We start from the raw sequence: 20,222 nt of genomic DNA, 5'->3' as shown, positions 1-20,222 counted from the left end.
CTCTTTATACTGCCCCCTTCCTCGACAACCTACATAATAAGATGAAACGAATTTTTGCATTGTTATGGTTATGCCTGACGACGCTATCCGCGCACGCTGAAGAGCCGGGCAGTCAATACCTGGAAGCCGCCAAAGCGGGAGACGCGCGGGCGCAATACTATCTGGCCGATACCTGGTTTAGCTCCGGCGACCTGAGTAAAGCCGAATTCTGGGCGCAAAAATCTGCCGATAGCGGCGATGCCGATGCCTGCGCGCTGCTGGCGCAGATTAAAATCACTAACCCGGTAAGCCTCGACTATACCGAAGCCAAAGCGCTGGCTGAGAAAGCTGCGAAAGCGGGAAGCCGGGCCGGTGAAGTTATCCTGGCGCGCATTCTTATCAACAGACAGGCGGGCCAGACCGACTACCCGCGGGCGATTACGCTACTCCAGCAAGCGTCGATGAACGCCGAGAGCGATTTCGCGGTAGACGCGCAAATGCTGCTGGGGTTGATTTATGCCAACGGCGTAGGCGTGAAGGAAGATGACGAGAAGGCGACGGACTACTTCAAAAACAGTTCCGCGCTCTCCCGCACCGGCTACGCCGAGTACTGGGCCGGGATGATGTTCCTGAGCGGCGAGAAAGGGTTTATCCCGCAGAACAAGCAGAAAGCATTGCAGTGGTTGAACCTGAGCTGTACGGAAGGGTTTGATACCGGGTGTGAAGAGTTTGATAAGGTGAGCGCGGAGTAGCTTTTTCCCATGGTCGCTGCGCTCGCCCGGGCTACGTAGCCCGGCCAAGCGAAGCGCCGCCGGGATCTGCACCTAAACCAAAAAAATAATGCCGGGCAAGCCCGGCATTATTGTTCTATTTATTGATCGGCAGTTTTATCAAACCTGCCCAGCACTTCGCGCTCATACGCCAGCGCTTTCTTGCGGTCAAACTTGTGTTCCCACTTAGCAATAACCAGCACCGCCAACGCGTTACCCACCACGTTCAGCGCGGTACGCGCCATATCGAGGATACGGTCAACGCCGGCAATAAATGCCAGGCCTTCCAGCGGAATACCAACGCTGCCGAGCGTCGCCAGCAGTACCACGAACGATACGCCCGGCACGCCCGCGATCCCTTTTGAGGTCACCATTAGCGTCAGCACCAGCACGATTTCCTGCCAGATAGAGAGGTCGATACCGTAAAGCTGCGCGATAAAGATAGCCGCGATGCTCTGGTACAGCGTTGAACCATCGAGGTTAAATGAATAACCGGTCGGCACCACGAAGCTGGTGATAGACGCCGGAGCGCCATAAGCTTCCATCTTCTCAATAATACGCGGCAGCACGCTCTCGGAGCTGGCGGTGGAGTAAGCCAGAATCAGCTCGTCTTTCAGGATACGAATCAGGATCCAGATGCTCAGCCCGCAGATGCGCGCCACGATGCCCAGCACCACCAGCGCGAAGAACAGAATCGCGAAGTGCACCAGCAGCACCAGCCTCGCCAGCGGCCACAGCGAAGCGAAACCGAAGTTAGCGACCGTCACCGCGATCAGCGCAAACACACCCACCGGCGCGTAACGCATCACCATATGGGTGACTTTAAACATAGTTTCAGAGATAGAACGGAACACCGTAACCAGCGGTTCGCGGTGGGTGGCAGGCAGCGAGGAGAGCCCCAGACCAAACAGCACCGAGAAGAAGATAATCGGCAGCATATCGCCTTTCGCCATCGACGCGATGATATTGGTTGGTACCAACGACAGAATAGTACCCATCAAGCCATGCGCGTGGCTTTGCACTTCCGCGGTGGTGCTCTGGTATTTCGAAATGTCCACCGTCGCCAGCTGCGACATGTCGATCCCGGCCCCTGGCTGGAAGACATTCGCCATGGTAATACCGATGATAATCGCTATCGTGGTGATCACTTCAAAATAAATGATGGTTTTTGCGCCAATACGCCCTAACTGTTTTGCATCGCCCACACCGGCTATTCCAACGACCAGCGTGGAAATAACGATCGGCACAACAATCATTTTAATCAGGTGGATGAATATATCGCCAGCGGGAGATAACAGATTCATAACCAGCCAGTCGCGGCTATCGCTATGATAATGCAGGTAACTACCGAGAATAATACCTAGCACGAGGGCAATGAGAATTTGCCACGCCAGGCTGATTCGTGTTTTCTTCATAACTGCAGACTTCCTCAATGAAAAATACCATGCCAAACAGGAATGGTATCCATTTGAAAGGGGGTGATTTGTGTTGCGTTTACTTTTAGAGGTTTTTAACGCGCATTATCAGTACCATCTGCACGGTGTCTCGCGCAAGCCTTTCAGAACAGGGCTTTTCACTAAGAAATTCCATATTACTGCTGATTTCTACCAGTAATTATTTATAAGTTTTTGTTATAAAAAAAGAAAAAATCAGTTTTTTTCTATAAATCCCTCTCCGTAATTATTTTTGTTCAAAGAATCAAATGAACGTTATTTGAACAATTCCAATATTGCGTGATCTGCCGCGCAAATAGTAAACAAAGCGTCTTCTCCCTCTGTTATTAACTTTTATGAGACATATTATTAACATCTTACAAGGAGAAAAAAAGCATGAGCCAAATTCACAAACACCCTATTCCTGCAAATATTGCAGAACGCTGCCTGATAAACCCGGAGCAATACCAGACCAAATATCACCAGTCAGTCACTAACCCGGATGCATTCTGGGGTGAAGAGGGAAAAATCCTCGACTGGATGCAGCCTTACACCAAAGTGAAAAACACCTCCTTTGCGCCTGGCAATGTCTCCATCAAATGGTATGAAGACGGCACCCTGAACCTGGCAGCAAACTGCCTGGACCGTCATTTAGACGCCCGCGGCGACCAGACCGCCATCATCTGGGAAGGCGACGATGCCTCCCAAAGCAAACATATTACCTACCGCGAACTGCACCGCGACGTTTGTCGCTTCGCCAATACCCTGCTGTCACTGGGCGTGAAAAAAGGCGACGTGGTGGCTATCTATATGCCGATGGTGCCGGAAGCGGCGGTAGCGATGCTGGCCTGTGCCCGTATCGGCGCCATTCATTCCGTTATCTTTGGCGGCTTCTCACCGGAAGCGGTCGCGGGTCGTATCATCGACTCCAACTCCCGTCTGGTGATCACCTCTGACGAAGGCGTTCGCGCCGGGCGCAGCATTCCGCTGAAGAAAAACGTCGACGATGCGCTGAAAAACCCGAACGTCAAAACCATCGAAAACGTGGTCGTATTGAAGCGCACTGGCGGTAACGTCGAATGGCACGAAGGCCGCGACCTGTGGTGGCACGACCTGATGGAAAAAGCCAGCGACCAGCACCAGCCAGCCGAGATGAACGCGGAAGACCCGCTGTTTATCCTTTATACCTCCGGTTCCACCGGTAAGCCTAAGGGCGTGCTGCACACCACCGGCGGTTATCTGGTGTATGCCGCGACCACCTTTAAATACGTCTTCGACTACCATCAGGGCGACATCTACTGGTGTACCGCCGACGTGGGCTGGGTCACCGGTCATAGCTATCTGCTGTACGGCCCGCTGGCCTGCGGCGCGACGACGCTGATGTTCGAAGGCGTACCAAACTGGCCAACCCCGGCGCGTATGTGTCAGGTGGTGGACAAGCACAAGGTCAACATTCTCTATACTGCACCGACGGCGATTCGTGCGCTGATGGCGGAAGGCGATAAAGCCACCGCCGGCACCGACCGCTCTTCCCTGCGCATTCTGGGCTCTGTCGGCGAGCCGATTAACCCGGAAGCCTGGGAGTGGTACTGGAAGCAGATCGGCAACGAGAAGTGCCCGGTGATGGACACCTGGTGGCAGACCGAAACCGGCGGCTTTATGATCACCCCACTGCCGGGCGCTATTGAGCTGAAAGCGGGCTCCGCCAGCCGTCCGTTCTTCGGCGTACAGCCCGCGCTGGTGGATAACGAAGGCCATCCACAGGAAGGGGCGACCGAAGGCAACCTGGTTATCACCGACTCCTGGCCGGGTCAGGCGCGTACGCTGTTCGGCGACCACGAGCGCTTTGAGCAAACCTACTTCTCCACCTTCAAAAACATGTACTTCAGCGGCGACGGCGCGCGTCGTGATGAAGATGGCTACTACTGGATCACCGGCCGCGTCGATGACGTGCTGAACGTCTCCGGCCACCGCTTGGGTACCGCAGAAATCGAATCGGCGCTGGTATCACACCCGAAAATTGCCGAAGCGGCCGTAGTTGGTATTCCGCACAACATTAAAGGCCAGGCGATTTACGCCTACGTCACGCTGAACCACGGCGAAGAGCCGACGCCAGCGCTGTATACCGAGGTGCGCAACTGGGTCCGTAAAGAGATTGGCCCGCTGGCAACCCCGGATGTGCTGCACTGGACCGACTCGCTGCCGAAAACCCGCTCAGGCAAGATCATGCGCCGCATTCTGCGCAAGATTGCCGCTGGTGACACCAGCAACCTGGGCGATACCTCTACGCTCGCCGATCCGGGCGTGGTGGACAAACTGCTGGAAGAGAAGCAGGCCATCACGATGCCGTCATAAGAGCAGGCTTTCCCCTCTCCTGTTCACCGGGAGAGGGCCGGGGTGAGGGTGCGCCGCCGTACACCGCCCCTCGCCCGATCCTTTTTCCGCTCGGAGAAAGGAACAGTACGGTGTTCTGGTTCTGATTTGCACAACAAAAAACACTACGTAAGAAAACCTCTGGAGACTCTGTGATGAATGATCAAATTTGTCAGCAGATAGAAGATAGTGCGCATTTCAGGGAGCTCGTCCAAAAACGGCAACGGTTTGCCACCTTCTTATCGCTGATTATGTTAGTGGTGTACGTCGGTTTTATTTTACTCATCGCTTTTGCCCCTGGCTGGCTCGGCACGCCGCTGCATCCGGGCACCAGCGTTACGCGCGGTATCCCGATTGGGATCGGCATTATCGTCATTTCCTTCTTGTTGACCGGCATCTACGTCTGGCGGGCCAACAGTGAATTCGATCGCCTGAACAAGGCCGTACTGCGTGAGGTAAAAGCATCATGAAGAAAGTCCTGACGGCGCTTGCCGCCACACTTCCTTTCGCAGCCAACGCGGCCGATGCGATCAGCGGGCACGTGGAGCGTCAGCCAACCAACTGGCAGGCGATTATCATGTTCCTGATTTTCGTCATGCTGACGCTGTATATCACCTACTGGGCCTCGAAGCGCGTGCGTTCGCGCAGCGATTACTACACCGCTGGCGGCAACATCACCGGTTTCCAGAACGGGCTGGCGATTGCCGGTGACTTTATGTCAGCGGCCTCGTTCCTCGGTATCTCCGCGCTGGTGTACACCTCCGGCTACGACGGCCTTATCTACTCACTCGGCTTCCTCGTCGGCTGGCCAATCATTCTGTTCCTGATTGCCGAACGCCTGCGTAACCTCGGCCGCTACACCTTTGCTGACGTCGCGTCATACCGACTAAAGCAGGGGCCAATCCGCATGCTTTCCGCCTGCGGCTCACTGGTGGTGGTAGCGCTGTACCTGATAGCCCAGATGGTCGGTGCCGGTAAGCTTATCGAACTGCTGTTCGGCCTCAACTACCACGTCGCCGTGGTGCTGGTTGGCGTGCTGATGGTGATGTACGTGCTGTTCGGCGGCATGCTCGCCACCACGTGGGTACAAATCATCAAAGCGGTACTGCTGCTGTTCGGCGCCAGCTTCATGGCCTTTATGGTGATGAAACACGTCGGCTTTAGCTTCAATAACCTGTTCACCGAAGCGATGGCGGTACACCCGAAAGGCGCAGCCATCATGAGCCCTGGCGGGCTGGTGAAAGACCCGATATCGGCGCTGTCGTTGGGTCTCGGCCTGATGTTTGGTACCGCTGGTCTGCCGCACATCCTGATGCGTTTCTTCACCGTAAGCGACGCCAGCGAAGCGCGTAAGAGCGTGTTCTACGCCACCGGCTTTATGGGTTACTTCTACATTCTGACCTTTATCATCGGCTTTGGCGCGATCATGCTGGTGGGGGCGAACCCGGCGTTTAAAGACGCAGCGGGCGCGCTGATTGGTGGCAACAACATGGCGGCGGTTCACCTGGCCGATGCCGTGGGCGGTAACCTGTTCCTGGGCTTTATCTCTGCGGTTGCTTTCGCCACCATTCTGGCGGTGGTCGCCGGTCTGACGCTGGCCGGGGCTTCAGCGGTCTCTCACGACCTGTACGCCAACGTCTTTAAGAAGGGCGCAACCGAACGTGAAGAGCTGAAGGTCTCGAAAATCACCGTACTGGTACTGGGCGTGGTGGCGATCCTGCTGGGCATTCTGTTCGAGAATCAGAACATCGCGTTCATGGTGGGCCTGGCGTTCTCCATCGCGGCAAGCTGCAACTTCCCTATCATCCTGCTCTCCATGTACTGGTCGAAGCTGACCACCCGTGGCGCGATGATTGGCGGCTGGTTGGGCCTGCTGACGGCGGTCGTGCTGATGATCCTCGGCCCAACCATTTGGGTGACGATCCTCGGTCACGAGAAAGCTATCTTCCCGTATGAATACCCGGCGCTGTTCTCTATTGCCATCGCCTTTATCGGTATCTGGTTCTTCTCTGCCACCGATAACTCTGCCGAAGGTAATCTCGAACGCGAGCAGTTCCGCGCGCAGTTCATCCGTTCGCAGACCGGTCTCGGCATCGACCAGGGCCGCGCGCACTAAAATCCCCTCCCCGGCCTCTGGTCGGGGATCACATTTTTTCCCCCTTCAGGTGACGTTTATCACGTCGCCAAAACGAAAAAAGCCGATGCGTATCACAAGCTTTATCTGCGATTCGCAAAGGCCATCACACTTTTCCCGTTTTCACGCCTATCCCCGGTTTTACCTCTACGACGTTTACAGACAACCCGCGCCGCGCTTTTTATTCTTTACTCAAGGCTTCTGGCAAAGCGAGTTAAGCGCTCCGGGCTTAACAGCAGCGGCAGAAACAGCGGGCCGCTGACGGGCGGATTCACCAGCCAGCGTTCCAGCGTATCGGCATAGCGAAGCAGCTGCTGTTGATGCTTTTGCAACGAGCCAGCAGGCAGGCTTTGCAGGCCGTAATGGTCAAGCCACAGGGCATCGGTCACCGCCGCCGCCACGCGAGAGAACATCTGGCTGTAGATTTCCGCGCTGCGCCAGGCTGCCAGCAGCACCTCCAGCGTGTCGTCCGGGCAGGTAATCCGCGGCATCAACTCCCGCAGGTTTTGTACCGTGCGAGTGGCAAGGAAGCAGGCGGCCTCTTTTTCCAGCGTGACACGCTCGCGCTGCTCTTTGCCAAGCACCGGGTCGTCGGTCGGCATTAAGGGCTGCCAGGCGTGCATCCAGTTGGCACTGCGGGTGTCCATGTGCAGCAGCTGCTGCGCCTGGGAAAGGCTCTCAGGGATTTGGCTTTGGTAGTGCAGCCGTCGCCCGAGGAAGTTTGGCGTTTTACACAGCCAGTCGTAGCTGGCGTGAACGATAGTAGAAAGCCGGTGTTTATCCTGAGTCGAGCGAAAGCCAAGCTGCTGATGCTCGGCCCAGCGTTCAAAGGCCGACGGCGCGGAATCCTCGATCTGATTGGCGGCGGAAAGGCCAAAGAGATTAATGGCGTTGGCGGAGTCCATGACCCGGCTATCGGGCAACCACTGCCAGCTAACGCGAGAGGTAATGGCCTCAATTTCGTTTTCGGCGGCGCTCAGCGCCCAGCTCAGACGGCCGCTGATTTCATCGGCCAGATAGCACGGCAGCGCGGTCCAGCCGTAGCCGGTGCCGAAGAGGTCGTACTCGATCCATTTTTTATGCCCCGGCAGCGTTGCGATGTGCGGGTGGTTGGCAAAACCGGGGTGATAGTCCAGCTCGGTGGCTTTGATAGAGGCGCGAACGTCGTCCGAAAGCCGAGCAAGGATGTTGGAAAGCTGCTGGCGAGGCCAGCTGTCATCAATAAAGTCGCGCAGCACCAGCTTTTTCCCCTGGGCGCGCAGCAGGCTCCAGACATCGTGCAGGCTCTGCTGCCAGCGGACAGTCTGAAAGTCCGGCGTGGTCAGGCTCAGAATCATGCCGCTGAGGTGCGGCAACGACGGCAATAACGAGTGCAGTATTGCGGCATAAAACTGCTGCCAGAAATCCGGCGCACTTTTTTCGTCGAAGGTCAGCTCGGGAAATTTACGCTTAATAATATCGTCATTAGGCGCCGCTTCCCCCTGAAGCCAGAACGAAAGGTTATTTTCCGCCAGATAACGGTCAACGCGTTTTAAATACTGCAACGCGTAGTTTTGCTGATGAATTAAGTTCTCGACGTGGAGTTTCTGACTTAACGGCGAGGGCGTCGCAAGAATAGAAAGCAGTTCCTGCTGGTGCAGGATGATGCCGGTGAAACCGTGCTGTTTCGCGCTTTTAACGCCCTGAATAAACCAGGGCCAGTGCCAGATAAAAGTGCTGTTCAGCTCCATCAATTGATGCGGAATACGTTTCATTGCGTCGCCTTGCGGATTTTGGTGTTGATATATTAATCGAGGATGTCATGAAAAAATATGCGTTGGTCGGAACTGGGGGTCGTGCAGGTTTATATATTTCCGCTATTGGTGGCACCTGGCGTAATAACGCCAGAATGGTCGCCTTTTGCGATACCAACCAGACGCGAATGAACTACGCCAATACGCTGCTGCAAAAAGAGGGAGCCGAGCCGGTCTCCACCTGGAAAGCGGCGCAGTTTGAAGAGATGATCTGCGAAACGCGTCCGGATATCGTCATCGTCACCACCATGGACCGCACCCACGACGACTATATCGTGCGGGCGCTGCACGCGGGCTGCGATGTGATCACCGAAAAGCCGATGACCATCGACGAAAAGCGCGCGCTGCGTATTCTGGACGCCATCGAAGAGACCGGGCACACCGTGCGCGTGGCCTTCAATTACCGTTATGCGCCGCACCACAGCAAGGTGCGTGAACTGCTGATGCAGGGCGTGATAGGCAACGTCACCTCCGTTCACTTCGAGTGGCTGCTCAACACCGAACACGGCGCAGACTATTTCCGCCGCTGGCACCGCGAAAAACGTAACAGCGGCGGCCTGCTGGTGCATAAATCCACCCACCATTTCGACCTGATGAACTTCTGGCTGGCGAGCTATCCGGAGCGCGTGTACGCCGAAGGCAGCCTGCAATTCTACGGCAAAGAGAACGCCGAGAAGCGCGGCGTCAGCCAGTTCTACCCGCGTACCCATGGTTATGCCGAAGCCAAAGACGATCCGTTCGCGTTGAATATGGCGGACAACGAACAGCTGAAAGCGCTGTATCTGGACGCCGAGCATGAAGATAACTACTTCCGCGACCAGAGCGTGTTCAGCGACGGCATCACCATCGAAGACACCATGTCGGTGCTGGTGAAATATCAGAACCAGGTGCAGCTCACCTACTCGCTTAACGCCTATCTGCCGTGGGAAGGGCTGAACGTGGTGTTTAACGGCACCGAAGGCCGCCTGGAGATGAAAATCGTTGAGAAATCCTACGTTAACGCCGGTGGCAAACGCGAAAACGAAGGCAGCCTGGAGCAGTGCGATATCACCGTCTTCCCGATGTTTGCCGAACCGTGGAAAGCCAAATTTAATCTCGGCGAAGGCGGCCACGGCGGCGGCGATAACGCCATGCTGGCGGACCTGTTTGGCGAACCGGGCAACGACCCGCTGCAGCGCGCCGCCGACCACCGCGCGGGGGCGATGTCTATCCTCACCGGCATTGCAGGCAACATTTCGATGCAGCAGCAGCGCCCGGTGAACTTTAAGGAGTTTGAACTGGTTTCCCGTCTGACAAAACGTTAAGCCGCACGCCTTCCGGCGTGGCAGGAGGCTGCGCCGGAGCGAATGGTCAGTATTTTGCTGTTACTCACCTGTTTAATAACGCTATCTATGCCTCTATCCTGGAGACAAATAATGAATAAACTCGTTTCAGGTGTCATCGCATCGCTGTTATTTTCCTGTACCTCTGCCTGGGCGCAGCAGCCCGTTGAATTACGCATGTCGTGGTGGGGCGGCAATAGCCGTCACCAGGCCACGCTCAAGGCGCTGGAAGCCTTCGAGAAAAAGTATCCCGATATCAAAGTGAAAGCCGAATACACCGGCTGGGACGGGCACCTTTCGCGCCTGACAACCCAGATGGCAAGCGGCACCGAGCCGGATGTGATGCAGACCAACTGGCCGTGGCTTATCATTTTCTCCAAAAACGGCGAAGGCTATTACGATCTCAATAAGCTCAAGAGCGAGCTCGATTTCAGCCAGTATCAGGCCAAAGATTTGCAGTCCACCACCGTCAAAGGCAAGCTCAACGGCCTGCCTATCTCGGTTAACGCGCCGGTCTTTTACTACAACGATGTCACCTGGCAGAAAGCCGGGCTGGCCTATCCTAAAACCTGGGACGAATTCTTTGCCGCCGGGAAGGTGTTCCAGCAGAAGCTCGGCAACAACTACTACCCGTACACCATGGTCGATCAGGATGTGATTCTGCTGCTTAACGCCTACATGATGCAGAAACACCAGAAGCCAATGTTCAACAGCGACGGCAAGTTTGCCTGGAACGACGCGCAGTGGATTGAAGCCTTCAACTTTGTGAAGCGGCTGAGCGATGACCACGTGCTGCCGTCACCGAAAACGCTCTCCGCCTACGGCAAGGGCAATCTGTATGAGATGAAACCGTGGATTAACGGCGAATGGGGTGGCCTGTTCACCTGGAACATTACCATCCGGATGTTTGCCAACAACATGACGCCACCGGCGAAGCTGGTACTCGGCGACTACGTAATGCAGCCGGGAACGGACGAGTCCGGCGTTTACTTTAAAACGTCACAGATGTTCTCGATAGCGAAGTCCACCAGGCATCCGAAAGAGGCGGCGATACTGCTGAACTTCCTGGTCAGCGACCCGCAGTCGGTCGAGGCATTAGGGCTGGAGCGCGGTATTCCGCTGAACAAGGCGGCAGAAACGCTGCTGACCGAAAAAGGAGTGATTGATCCGAATGACCCGGTCGTCGCCGGATTGCGCCAGGCGCAGTCGATGCACACTACCGCTGTCGCCACGCCGTATATTGAAGATTTGCAGGTTATCGATCAGTTTACCTCAGCTCGCGAGAAGCTGGACCTCGGTAAGCAGACGACCGCTGAAGTGGTCGCCGATTTCCGCCAGCAGGTGGAACGCATTGTGCGGCGGTTGAATCGCTAATGTTGCCTGACGGCGCTTTGCTTATCTGGCCTTCGGGATTGCGCCCTTGTAGGCCGGGTAAGCGCAGCGCCACCCGGCAACGGCGTCAAAACATAATCCAGCCCACTAACGGTGCCACCAGCACCATCACCACACCGGACAGCATCATCACCAGGCTTGCCACCACACCTTCCTGCGGCCCTAGCTCATAGGAGCGCGCCGTCCCGGCACCGTGCGAGGCCGCACCAAAGCCCGCGCCCTTCGCCATCCCTTCACGGATCGCTAAGCGCAGGAACAGCACGTCGCCAATCGCCATACCGAATACGCCGGTCACCACCACAAACAGCGCCACCAGCTCAGGCTGGCCGCCGAGGGATTTCGCCGCCGCGAGGGCAAACGGCGTGGTGATGGAACGTACCGCCAGGCTACGCTGAATTTCATCCGACAGCGTAAACAGACGCGCCAGCCATACTGAACTGGTTACCGCCACCACCGTCGCCGTGATCACGCCCGCGGAGAGCGACATCCAGTGGCGCTTGATGATCGCCAGGTTGTCGTACACCGGCACCGCAAACGCGATAGTCGCCGGGCCAAGCAGCCACAGCAGCCAGTGCGCTTCGCCCATGTAGTTCTGATAGGAGATATGGCCGAACACCAGCATCAGCACCAGCAGCACCGGGGTCAACACCAGCGGCATCAGCGGCAGCTTGCGAAAGCGGCGATACAGGCGTTTGTTGGCAAAGTAGAGCACCAGCGTAATCGCCAGGCACAGCACGCTCAGCTGAAAGTTACTCATGACGCATCCGCTTTAGCTCGTAACGATAGACCTTATCGACCACCCACGCGGTCGCCGCCAGCACCATCATCGTGCTCAACGCAATTACCACAAAAATCCGCCAGCCGTCGACCATCAGCAGTTGGGCATAGTTCACCACCGCCACCACCGCAGGCACAAAGAACAGCAGCATTTCCGCAAGCAGCCAGCGAGACCCGGCGCGTACCCACTTCAGCGGCACAATATGGCAGACGATCAGCGCCAACAGCAGCACCATGCCAACCAGGTTAGCGGGAAGCGGCAAATGCCACCAGCTCACCAGATATTCAGCAAAAACAAACAGTCCCGCGTACAGCACGACCTGTACTGGAACCTGGAGACGGTTTAAAACGGAGGGCACAACGCGCCCTAAGGCCTCAGCCATGGAGGGATGTCCAGAAAAAATGAGAGAGGCACAGTATAGTGAGACAACGATGATGACAAAAATGAATTAAACTCATCGGTAGCATAGTTTAGAGGCATAATCATGGACATCAGAACGCTGCGCTACTTCGTCGAAGTTGTTCGTCAGCAGAGCTTTACCCGCGCGGCGGAGAAGCTCTTCGTGACGCAACCCACCATCAGTAAAATGCTCAAAAACCTGGAAGATGAGCTGAACTGCACCCTGCTTATTCGCGACGGCCGCAAGCTGTTAATGACCGATACCGGGCAGGTCGTGTTCGACCGCGGGCTGGCTATCCTCGACGAATTCCGCCAGCTAGAAGCGGAGCTCAGCGATATTAACCATCTCAATAAAGGCGTGCTGCGACTCGGCATTCCCCCGATGGTCGGCATGCTGATGGCCGGGCCCATTAGTCTGTTTCGCCAGCGCTACCCCGGCGTAGAGCTGAAAATCTCCGAGGGCGGCGGGCTAACCGTGCAGCAGGCGGTCATGAACGGCGAGTTGGATCTGGCGATGACGGCGCTGCCGGTGGAAGAAGAAAGCGCGCTGACCACCCGGCTCTTGTTCAGCCACCCACTTTGCGTGCTGGTGCCGCGTTCCGGCGACTGGCTGGAGCAAACGTCGGTATCTCCACAGCAGCTTGCCGCGCATCCTTTGCTTATCTACAACGAAGATTTCGCCCTTAGCCGCCAGCTGATGCAACTGTTTACGCGCCATCACGTGAAGCCACGTATTGCGGTGCGCAGCGGGCAGTGGGATTTTCTCGCCGCGATGGTCCAGGCGGGCGTCGGCGTGGCGATTCTGCCGGAGCCGATTTGCCGCAGGCACGATGAGAAAACCCTGCGCTGGCTGCCGCTGGAGAGCGATTTGCGCTGGCAGTTGGGGATGATTTGGCGGGAAGGGGTTTATTTGTCTCACAGCGCTCAAGCGTGGCTGAAGTGCTGTGAGGGGTTTACGCTGCCAGAGTAGATATGGTGCCATTCCCGGGGTCGGCGTAAACGCCTCGCCCGGGCTACGATACACGACCGTAGCCCGGCCAAGCGCAGCGCCGCCGGGGCAGCACCGGACTTAACTACGCATCCTCAATCAACAGCGCTTCCAACAGGTCGAGGTCATGCAGCAGCTTCTGCAAGGTCTCGTTGCTTATCTGACGCGTCGCGCGCAGGTGATACAACTCCCCACGCTCAGAGCGCAGCGCCGCGAGGCGGAAGCGGCGTTCAAGCTGCTCTTCCAGCATCGAGGTCTCCACGTCGTTGCGCCCATCGACGCGGCGGCGCAGGTTACCAATCACGCGTGAACTGACCTCGGTCAGCAGCTGATTATCGATGTTCTCGGTGGTATCCGCGGCAAGACGCTCCTCCATTTTCTGAATAGCGACAATCGCCACGTCCGCCGTCGCCGCCCGCGCCAGGCGCTCTTCTTTACGCTGCTGCACGTTATCGGTTGATTCGATATGACGCAGCAGAATCGGCAGCGCAATCACCCCGACAAACAGCGAGAACAGAATCACGCCCGCGGCCAGGAAGATAAGCTCATAACGCGCCGGGAAGGCATCACCAGAAGGCAGCAGCAGCGGAATGGAGAGCACACCGGCCAGGGTAATCGCCCCGCGCACGCCGGCAACGGAGGAGATCAGCAGCTCACGAGTGGTCCATGAGCCAAACTCCATCGGTTTCTTTTTCAGGAAGCGCTGGCTCAGCTTGCGCATCGTCCACAGCCAGCCAAAACGTACCAGCATCAGCGCCGCGTAAATCAGGATGATATCGGTAAACAGCATCCAGGTTTCGACGTTCGGGTCAGCCTCTGCCGCCACCAGCGAGCTTTCGAGAATATCCGGAAGCTGTAGACCTAACAGCAGGAACACCATGCCGTTAAACACAAACTCCAGCATCGCCCAGGTGCTGTTGGCACGCAGACGCATCGCCAGCGGCGCGGTGCGCATCACGCCGGAACGGGTGATGGTCATCCCGGCCGCTACCGCCGCGAGAATACCGGACACCCCGATATGTTCGGCAATGAGATAAGAAGCGAACGGCAGCAGGAACAGCAGCACAATCTGCGTGGCCGGTTCATCACCACCCCAGCGGCTCAGGAAACGCATCGAGCGACCGTACGACCAGCTGACCACAAAGCCTGCCAGAATGCCGCCGATTGCCACTTTGAGGAATTCCATCGTCGCACCGCCGACGGTAAAGACCATCGTGCCCATCGCCACCGCGACGGCAAACTTCAGCGACACCAGGCCAGAGGCGTCGTTCATCAGTGCTTCGCCTTGCAGAATCCCCATGATTTTTTTCGGAATGCGCCCCTCACCGACAATCCCGGAGAGCGCCACGGCATCGGTCGGCGAGAGTACGGCCGCCAGCGCAAAGGCTGGAATCAGCGGTATACCTGGCACAATCCAGTAGATCAGGAAGCCAATCCCTACGACCGTCACCAGCACTAATGCCAGCGCCAGCCCGAGGATCTCTCGCCCATGCTCAATAAACTCGCGCGTCGGCGTTTTCCAGCCGTCGGCAAACAGCAGCGGCGGGATAAACAGAACGAGGAACAGTTCCGGGTCAAATTCAACGTGCAAACCAAACGTCGGCCACGCCAGCAGCGCGCCGATGGCGATTTGCATTAAAGGTAGTGGGATCTGGAAGGGCATTACGCGCGTAACCACCCCGGAGAGCGAAACCACGAGGGTCATGATGAGTATAGTGAAGAATATTTCCATGCGTTCCCTGTTTACAGCGTTGTCTTATTATTCAAAACATGAAGCGTCGTGCTTCCGAGTTTACGTTACCCAGATTAACGCAAAAGGAAACGAGAGGTGGCTGAAAATAGAAAAAAAGTCCAGACCTGTAGCCCGGCCAAGCGACAAACAAAAAACCCGCCATCAGGCGGGTTTTTTCTGCGAGAGTAGGAGATTAAATCGCCCAGCCGCCCGCATAGAAGATAACCAACGCCGCCGCAATCACTACGGTGCCGATGTTCAGCTTGCGCCATTCGCCTGAAACCACGCGGCCAACCACCAGCGTCGCGAAGCCAATCATGATGCCGGTAACGATGTTACAGGTCAGCACGATCATCACCGCGGTGATAAGACCAGACATCGCGTCAACGAAGTCGTTGAAGTCGATACGCGCCACGTTGCTCAGCATCAGCAGGCCGACGTACATCAGCGCAGGTGCGGTCGCATAGCCTGGAACCAGGTAAGAGAGCGGAGAAAGGAACAGAATCAGCAGGAACAGCACACCGACGGTGATCGCCGTTAAACCGGTTTTACCGCCTGCCGCCGTACCCGCTGCGGACTCAATGTACACGGCCGCCGGGGATGCACCCACAACCGCAGAGAACACGCTGCTCAGGGAGTCAGTGGTCAGCGCTTTGCCGCCGTTAATGATCTGGCCGTCTTTATCCAGCAGGTTTGCCTGACCGGCTACCGCGCGGATAGTACCGGTGGCATCAAACACGGCGGTCATCACCAGCGCCAGTACGCTTGGCAGTACAACCGGGTTCAGCGCGCCCATAATATCGAGGCTACCAATCAGCGAGTTGCCTTGGTCATCGCTCAGCGATGGCATGGCAAACACGCCGGAGAAGTGCACGTTTGGATCGAAAATCAGGCCGACGATAGAGACACCAATGATGGTCAGCAGAATGCCGCCCGGTACCTTCAGTTTCTCCAGACCGATAATCATCGCCAGACCTACCAGCGTCATGATAACCGGGAAGCTATCGAACTGACCCAGCGCAACCGGCAGGCCGTCCAGTGGGTTTTTCACCACCATGCCAACGCCGTTCGCGGCGATCAGCAGCAGGAACAGGCCGATACCAATGCCCGTACCGTGCGCAATGCCCTGCGGCAGATTGCGCAAAATCCAGCTACGAATACCGGAAGCAGAGATGATGGTAAACAGTACACCCATCAGGAATACCGCGCCCAGCGCAACCGGAATGCTGATGTGCTGGCCCAGCACCAGGCTAAAGGCGGTAAAGGCGGTCAGTGAAATCGCACAGCCGATAGCCAGCGGCAGGTTTGCCCACAGGCCCATCACGATAGAACCGACACCGGCCACCAGACAGGTTGCCACGAAGACCGCAGCCGGTGGGAAACCGGCTTTACCCAGCATGCCCGGCACCACGATCACCGAGTAAACCATCGCCAGGAAGGTAGTAAGACCGGCGACAATCTCCTGACGAACGGAGCTACCACGTGCAGAAATTTTAAACCAGGCGTCTAACGAACCGCCGGTACGCGCTGAAGGCGTAGACATAGAAAACATCCCCTGAGAGTTTTTATCATTCGTTCGTCTGCGTGGTGGAACATCCACTGCCAGCTAAGCGTCATCTCCATGTGCTACTTGCGGCAATAGGGGAGCCACAAAAAAGCAAACGATTAACTCCGCGCAGACAAAACGATATTCGGAATTCCTTATCCTCGGCGTGTGCGAGATAAGGTTGACCCGCTCATTTCCGGCGTAAGATGCGTCCGAAATTTGAAGGCAAACGATTATCTGGCTTTTATGCCCCTTTTTTCAACAGAAGTTTGCCCTGGTTTATGAAAATTAACGAATGCCGATGGAGAATTGGTCAACCCATGCGCAAACGTTATCGTTCATGCGCAATCCAGCAACATTTCTATGGCAAAAATGTCGCAATTATCAGAGGAAGAATGAATAAGGATTACTCATCTTCCAGCAAACGAGCACCGGTCCCCTCTTCCCCCAGTTTATCGCCAGGGTTACGCAGCGGACAGTCGCGCAACGACATGCAGCCGCAGCCGATGCAGCCGTTCAGTTGGTCGCGTAAGGCTTCCATCGCGTGGATGCGTTTATCCAGTTCTTCGCGCCATTGCGTGGTGAAATGCTTCCAGTCTTTCGGCCCCAGCGTGTGGTTTTCCGGCAGAACGCTCAGCGATTCACCGATAGTGCCGAGCGGGATCCCTAACCGCTGGGCAATTTTGATAATCGCCACGTAACGCAAAACATCACGCTTATAGCGTCGCTGATTACCACTATTTCTCGTGCTACGAATTAGCCCTTTGCTTTCATAAAAATGCAGCGCTGAGACCGCAACGCCAGTTCGTTTCGCTACTTCACCCGGTGAAAGCAGCGTTTTTATTCTCGTCGATTTTTTTTCCATAATCCGCTTTACCTCAAGTTAACTTGAGGAATTATACTCGCCGACAGAACAGAAATCGACGCGAAAATAGACAACGGGGAGAGCCTTATGTCCCATCGGGAAATTATTCAGACGCTAATTGAATGGATAGATGAACATATCGATCAACCGCTTAATATCGATATCGTGGCCCGCAAGTCCGGCTACTCTAAGTGGTATCTGCAAAGAATGTTCCGCACCGTGATGCATCAGACGCTAGGCGACTATATCCGCCAGCGACGCCTGCTGCTTGCCGCAGAAGCGTTGCGCACCACCCAGCGGCCCATCTTTGATATCGCCATGGATCTCGGCTACGTCTCGCAGCAGACCTTCTCGCGCGTATTCCGCCGCGAGTTCGATCGCACGCCGACGGACTACCGTCACCATATCTCCGCCTAATACGCATTCAGGCTGCCACACCGGCTGTAGCGGCCTTATCCATGCTTTGATCAGGGTTATTGGATTGACAAAAATCCTGCGTTTACCTCTGGTGAATAAAACAGCAAACGTGATATAGTTCACATTATGATATGAAACAGAAACGCTGTTTCACTCAATTTGTGAATGCCTTCAGATAGCCAGAGCGCCCAGTGCCTCATACACAAGTGCTGTCCGGGCAGCTTGTCGTTTATCTCTGAGGAAAAGGTCCCATGCTTTCACTTACCGCAGGCGTTACGCTGTTACGTTGGCCATTAACCAGCGCGGTGCTGATGTTCGTTGCTAGTACCCTGAAAATCAAACTTCGTAAAGCCGATTACATCGGTCTGGGCGCTATTTGCAGCATGCTGGGTCTTGCGGCCGCCTGCTGGTTCGCAACCAGTTTGCTCGGTATTACCCTGGTAGAAATCTCCACTATCTTTAACAATATCAAAGATGTGATGGTTGAAGTGATGAGCCAGACGCCGCCAGAATGGCCGGTTGCGCTCTACTAAATATAAAAAACCCCGCCGCGGCGGGTTTTTTTATTATCAGGGTGCGGCTATTCCCCGCCTAAGGCCAACGCAATACGCCGGGCCGCTTTTTTGAGTTTGTCCTGCCACTCCCCCACGTTGCTTTGCGCAAAATGTTGAGTCGATGACACCAGCGCCAGCGCGGCGCAGTGTTCTTTCGGCGCAAAACGCACCGGCACCGACAGCGACGATACCCCGACCGCCAGCTCCTCATCGGCGCGGTAGCAGCCCGCTTTGCGAATCTGCTGCATCCGCTTAAGAAACGCCTCTTCCGTTTCACCCAGACCTGCGGCCAGAACCTCTTCACGACAACGTTCGAACAACCCACGCTGCTGCTTCGAGGTTTGGTTGGCTATCACCACTTTTGGCGCGCTGCCGGAAAACATCGGGCGCGGGCGACCGCGGCCATAAATCAGCGCAATCTCCTGATTCGAACATTCGTGGTGCAGGTCGAGAAACACATCGCCATCAAGTCTGGAGAGTGTGCAGTGGCAGCCTGTCAGCGTCACCAGTTCACGCATCTGCGGGATACTCGCCGCCAGCAGCGGGTCAGTGCTGCGAATAACATAATCCAGCAGCGTGATACGCGGGCCAAGGGCGTAGAAACCGCCGTTAAAACGCTGCAACAGACCAGCCAACATCAGCTCTTTCAGGTAGCGGTAGCCAGTGGGAGTTGAACATCCCAGCGCTTCGACGATGCGGTCGGCTTCCCATACGGGGCGTGCGGCAGTGAACAGATCAAGTACCGACAGCATTCGATTCAGGCTGGTCATGATGTCTCTCCATGGCAAAACGCGCATTGTAGCGGTTGCCATCGACACGAGCCAGATGGCGGCTTCCACCGGCTTGAAAAAGCCCTACCGAAGCCAGGTTTTTTAGCCGTATTTGGTTAAATGAGGATGTCGTGCTGCGCGACCTCAAGAGTGCGAAATATGTGCAGAACGTAGCGGCGGACTCTCGACGAAATGAATTGGAAGCGGGCGGCGACGGGAAAACCGCCGATTATGCCCACCTCCGATAAAAATGACGGATAGCCTCGGTTACAAAATTTGCTTAACCCGCACATCCTGCAAGCGTCGCAGAGTGATAGTGCTGGCACCTTTGTAGGCGTCCTGAATATGCGCGACGATCAGCGCTACTGCTCGCACTTCGTCACGCTGTTCAATGGCCTCCAGCAGCTCAGCATGCTCTTTGTAAGTCTGGGTTATTCGGGTTTCATATTCAAAATCGAGCCGCCGCATAATGCGAATGCGGTTGGTGATATTGGTCAGAATCGCCGTCAATTCCCGATTGCCTGCTGCCTCGGTTAGCGCCAGGTGAAACTGCTCATCCAGCGAAGCGATATCATCACACGCCAGCGCGATTTCCGGCGCAACCTGCCAGATAGCCTTCAGTCTGGTGAGCACCTGCCGGTTCACTTTTGCTGACGTCGAGCTGCACAAACTGCGCACCGAATTGGCTTCAATCAGCGCGCGCGTTTCGTACAGGTCTTCGTAGACATCGAAATCAATGGGGAACACTTCCCAGCCGTTACGCAGGCAGCGTCTGACCAGCCCCTCGTTTTGCAGCAACAGCAGCGCCTCGCGAACCGGCGTGCGGGAACATCCCAGCCGCCGGGCGATCTCCACCTCCGTAAAGCGATCGCCGGGTAGCAGGATAAATTGATAAATCTCCTGCCTCAGTTGCTGAAATACTCGTTCCGAATGCGCAAGAAGCGGCGTGGGTTCCGATGTCGTGACCGTCATAGAGT

At 56.1% G+C, this 20,222-nt stretch carries 18 protein-coding genes; 9 read left to right on the top strand and 9 right to left on the bottom strand.

Features of this window, described 5'->3' with window-relative positions:
- Positions 1-41 precede the first annotated feature (41 nt).
- Positions 42-731, top strand: a complete 690-nt coding sequence (locus tag RDN66_RS02665; RefSeq protein ID WP_202216739.1) for a tetratricopeptide repeat protein — start codon at positions 42-44, stop codon at positions 729-731.
- A gap of 119 nt (positions 732-850) precedes the next feature.
- On the opposite strand, the gene gltP is transcribed toward RDN66_RS02665, so the two are convergent.
- Positions 851-2,164 (bottom strand): glutamate/aspartate:proton symporter GltP, encoded by a 1,314-nt coding sequence (gltP, locus tag RDN66_RS02660; protein ID WP_308537529.1) that lies wholly within the window; start codon positions 2,162-2,164, stop codon positions 851-853.
- Positions 2,165-2,578: 414 nt separating this feature from the next.
- Between gltP and acs the strand changes: the two genes are divergently transcribed.
- The 3 genes from acs to actP all read left to right on the top strand — a co-directional run bounded on the left by acs (position 2,579) and on the right by actP (position 6,671).
- Entirely contained in the window at positions 2,579-4,537 is a 1,959-nt protein-coding gene (gene acs, locus RDN66_RS02655) for an acetate--CoA ligase (RefSeq protein ID WP_123652251.1), read from the top strand.
- 173 nt (positions 4,538-4,710) lie between these two features.
- Entirely contained in the window at positions 4,711-5,025 is a 315-nt protein-coding gene (locus RDN66_RS02650) for a DUF485 domain-containing protein (RefSeq protein ID WP_035895957.1), read from the top strand.
- Positions 5,022-6,671, top strand: a complete 1,650-nt coding sequence (actP, locus tag RDN66_RS02645) for a cation/acetate symporter ActP (RefSeq protein ID WP_035895955.1) — start codon at positions 5,022-5,024, stop codon at positions 6,669-6,671. Before RDN66_RS02650 ends, actP begins: the two co-directional genes overlap by 4 nt.
- Positions 6,672-6,877: 206 nt before the next feature.
- On the opposite strand, the gene RDN66_RS02640 is transcribed toward actP, so the two are convergent.
- Complete coding sequence (locus RDN66_RS02640) at positions 6,878-8,443, bottom strand: hypothetical protein (protein ID WP_202216741.1); 1,566 nt, start codon at positions 8,441-8,443, stop codon at positions 6,878-6,880.
- 47 nt (positions 8,444-8,490) lie between these two features.
- Here RDN66_RS02640 and RDN66_RS02635 point away from each other — a divergent pair, with 47 nt between their 5' ends.
- Positions 8,491-9,786 (top strand): Gfo/Idh/MocA family protein, encoded by a 1,296-nt coding sequence (locus tag RDN66_RS02635; RefSeq protein ID WP_202216742.1) that lies wholly within the window; start codon positions 8,491-8,493, stop codon positions 9,784-9,786.
- A gap of 108 nt (positions 9,787-9,894) precedes the next feature.
- Complete coding sequence (locus tag RDN66_RS02630; protein ID WP_374043973.1) at positions 9,895-11,178, top strand: ABC transporter substrate-binding protein; 1,284 nt, start codon at positions 9,895-9,897, stop codon at positions 11,176-11,178.
- Positions 11,179-11,263: 85 nt separating this feature from the next.
- Here the strand turns inward: RDN66_RS02630 and RDN66_RS02625 are convergent, their stop codons facing one another.
- Positions 11,264-11,953, bottom strand: coding sequence for an LrgB family protein (locus tag RDN66_RS02625; RefSeq protein WP_035895947.1), 690 nt, complete (start codon positions 11,951-11,953; stop codon positions 11,264-11,266).
- Entirely contained in the window at positions 11,946-12,356 is a 411-nt protein-coding gene (locus RDN66_RS02620) for a CidA/LrgA family protein (RefSeq protein WP_035895946.1), read from the bottom strand. Before RDN66_RS02620 ends, RDN66_RS02625 begins: the two co-directional genes overlap by 8 nt.
- Before the next feature lie 102 nt (positions 12,357-12,458).
- Here RDN66_RS02620 and RDN66_RS02615 point away from each other — a divergent pair, with 102 nt between their 5' ends.
- Positions 12,459-13,343 (top strand): LysR family transcriptional regulator, encoded by an 885-nt coding sequence (locus RDN66_RS02615; RefSeq protein ID WP_308537528.1) that lies wholly within the window; start codon positions 12,459-12,461, stop codon positions 13,341-13,343.
- 103 nt (positions 13,344-13,446) lie between these two features.
- On the opposite strand, the gene RDN66_RS02610 is transcribed toward RDN66_RS02615, so the two are convergent.
- The 3 genes from RDN66_RS02610 to soxR all read right to left on the bottom strand — a co-directional run bounded on the left by RDN66_RS02610 (position 13,447) and on the right by soxR (position 17,504).
- On the bottom strand, positions 13,447-15,093 hold the full coding sequence (locus RDN66_RS02610; protein ID WP_035895943.1) for a Na+/H+ antiporter: 1,647 nt from the start codon (positions 15,091-15,093) through the stop codon (positions 13,447-13,449).
- A 193-nt stretch (positions 15,094-15,286) separates the two neighbouring features.
- Positions 15,287-16,636 carry an NCS2 family permease gene (locus tag RDN66_RS02605; RefSeq protein WP_123652247.1) on the bottom strand — a complete coding sequence of 450 codons (1,350 nt, stop codon included), beginning with the start codon at positions 16,634-16,636 and terminating at the stop codon, positions 15,287-15,289.
- Between the two features lie 409 nt (positions 16,637-17,045).
- Positions 17,046-17,504, bottom strand: a complete 459-nt coding sequence (gene soxR / locus RDN66_RS02600; RefSeq protein ID WP_035895941.1) for a redox-sensitive transcriptional activator SoxR — start codon at positions 17,502-17,504, stop codon at positions 17,046-17,048.
- 87 nt (positions 17,505-17,591) lie between these two features.
- On the opposite strand from soxR, the gene soxS reads away from it, so the two are divergent.
- Together soxS and RDN66_RS02590 are read left to right on the top strand one after the other, a co-directional pair.
- Positions 17,592-17,921: a superoxide response transcriptional regulator SoxS gene (gene soxS, locus RDN66_RS02595; protein WP_035895940.1), complete on the top strand. Its 330-nt coding sequence runs from the start codon at positions 17,592-17,594 to the stop codon at positions 17,919-17,921.
- A gap of 251 nt (positions 17,922-18,172) precedes the next feature.
- Entirely contained in the window at positions 18,173-18,454 is a 282-nt protein-coding gene (locus tag RDN66_RS02590) for a YjcB family protein (protein ID WP_035895939.1), read from the top strand.
- 47 nt (positions 18,455-18,501) lie between these two features.
- Here the strand turns inward: RDN66_RS02590 and RDN66_RS02585 are convergent, their stop codons facing one another.
- A complete protein-coding gene (locus RDN66_RS02585) occupies positions 18,502-19,245 on the bottom strand; it encodes an IclR family transcriptional regulator (RefSeq protein ID WP_035895938.1) in 744 nt (247 codons plus the stop codon).
- A gap of 267 nt (positions 19,246-19,512) precedes the next feature.
- A complete protein-coding gene (locus RDN66_RS02580) occupies positions 19,513-20,217 on the bottom strand; it encodes a GntR family transcriptional regulator (RefSeq protein ID WP_035895936.1) in 705 nt (234 codons plus the stop codon).
- Positions 20,218-20,222 lie beyond the last annotated feature (5 nt).

The sequence above is a fragment of the uncultured Kluyvera sp. genome (genome assembly GCF_902485085.1).
Classification (GTDB): domain Bacteria; phylum Pseudomonadota; class Gammaproteobacteria; order Enterobacterales; family Enterobacteriaceae; genus Kluyvera; species Kluyvera ascorbata.
Note: the sequence above shows the minus strand (reverse complement) of the source record. Positions and strands in the feature narration are given on the sequence as shown.